This window comes from Palleronia abyssalis (assembly GCF_900302445.1).
GTDB lineage: Bacteria > Pseudomonadota > Alphaproteobacteria > Rhodobacterales > Rhodobacteraceae > Palleronia > Palleronia abyssalis.
The window spans coordinates 1-1,376 of the sequence record NZ_ONZF01000038.1 but is presented as its reverse complement, the minus strand read 5'-3'; the positions used below and the strand labels follow the sequence as shown (position 1 = coordinate 1,376).

Sequence of the window (1,376 nt, the reverse complement as noted above, 5' to 3'; positions counted from 1 at the left end):
GAGTAACGCGCGAAAGTTGGTGATGCCCTGAGGGGCGGCATATCAAGGCGGTGTCGAAGCGCCGTCAATTCTCAGCCGAGAAAGGGATATGCCACATGTCGGAAGATACCATCACCCAGCTGCCCGATCCATCGGGATTTTCGCGCGATCCGCTGAGCGACCTGATCCGGGGCGGGGCACGCAAGCTGATCGAGCAGGCGGTCGAGGCGGAACTGGCCACGCTGCTGGCAGCCTTCGCCGACCACAAGCTCGAGGACGGTCGGGCCAGGCTGGTGCGTCATGGGCATCTGCCGGAGCGGGAAATCATGACCGGCGTCGGCCCGGTGGCCGTGAAGGTCCCGCGCGTGCGGGACCGCAGGCCGGGCGAGGACAGGATCACCTTCACGCCCAGCATCCTGCCGCGCTACCTACGCCGCGCGAAGTCGGTCGAGGAGCTGCTGCCCTGGCTCTACCTCAAGGGCGTCTCCACCGGCGACTTCAGCGAGGCGCTGGCGGCTCTGCTGGGGCCGGACGCCAAGGGCCTGTCGGCCAAGACCATCACGCGGCTGAAGGCCGATTGGTGGGAGGGCTACGGGGCCTGGCAGAAGCGCGACCTCGGCGCGCGGCGGTTTCTCTACATCTGGGCGGACGGCGTCTACTTCAAACCGCGCATGGCCGAGGAAAAGCAATGCGTTCTGGTGGTCGTGGGCGCGGACGAATACGGTCGCAAGGAGCTGCTGGCCATGACCGACGGCGTCCGCGAAAGCACCCAGAGCTGGCGCGAGGTTCTGCTCGACCTCAAGCGCCGCGGCCTCGAGCAGGACCCCAAGCTGGCCATCGGCGACGGCGCCCTGGGGTTCTGGACCGCCCTGCGTGAGGTCTTCGCCACGACCAAGGAACAGCGCTGCTGGCTGCACAAGACCATGAACGTGCTCAACGCGCTGCCGAAGTCGATGCAGGCGAAGGCCAAGGCGCATCTGCACGACATCTGGCAGGCCGAGACCCGCGCCACCGCCGGGGCCGCCTTCGACCACTTCGTCGAGGTCTACGGCGTGAAGTGGGACAAGGCGGTGGCCAAGCTGGCGAAGGACCGCGACGCGCTGCTGTCGTTCTACGACTTCCCGGCCGAGCACTGGAAACACATCCGCACGTCGAACCCGATCGAGAGCACCTTCGCCACCGTCCGACACCGGACGAAGCGCACCAAGGGATGCCTGAGCCGGAAGACCGGGCTCGCCATGGCCTTCAAGTTGATGATGTCGGCGCAGAAGAAATGGAGGAAACTCGACGGCCGGAACCGCCTGCCGGAGGTCATCAGCGGGGTTGAGTTCCGCGACGGCGTCCGCCACCTTCATACCGCCGCCTGATCAAGCGTCACCAACTTTCGCGCATATCTC

Annotated in this window: 1 protein-coding gene; it reads left to right on the top strand. The window is 66.3% G+C overall.

Annotated features, from left to right (window positions below; all coding sequences use genetic code 11):
- Positions 1 to 95: 95 nt before the first annotated feature.
- On the top strand, positions 96 to 1,346 hold the full coding sequence (locus PAA8504_RS21650; RefSeq protein WP_108896183.1) for an IS256 family transposase: 1,251 nt from the start codon (positions 96 to 98) through the stop codon (positions 1,344 to 1,346).
- Positions 1,347 to 1,376 lie beyond the last annotated feature (30 nt).

What these genes read in the sequence shown, in the direction of transcription:
- PAA8504_RS21650 (WP_108896183.1), top strand. Translation starts at nt 96, where the DNA reads ATGTCGGAAGATACCATCACCCAGCTGCCCGATCCATCGGGATTTTCG.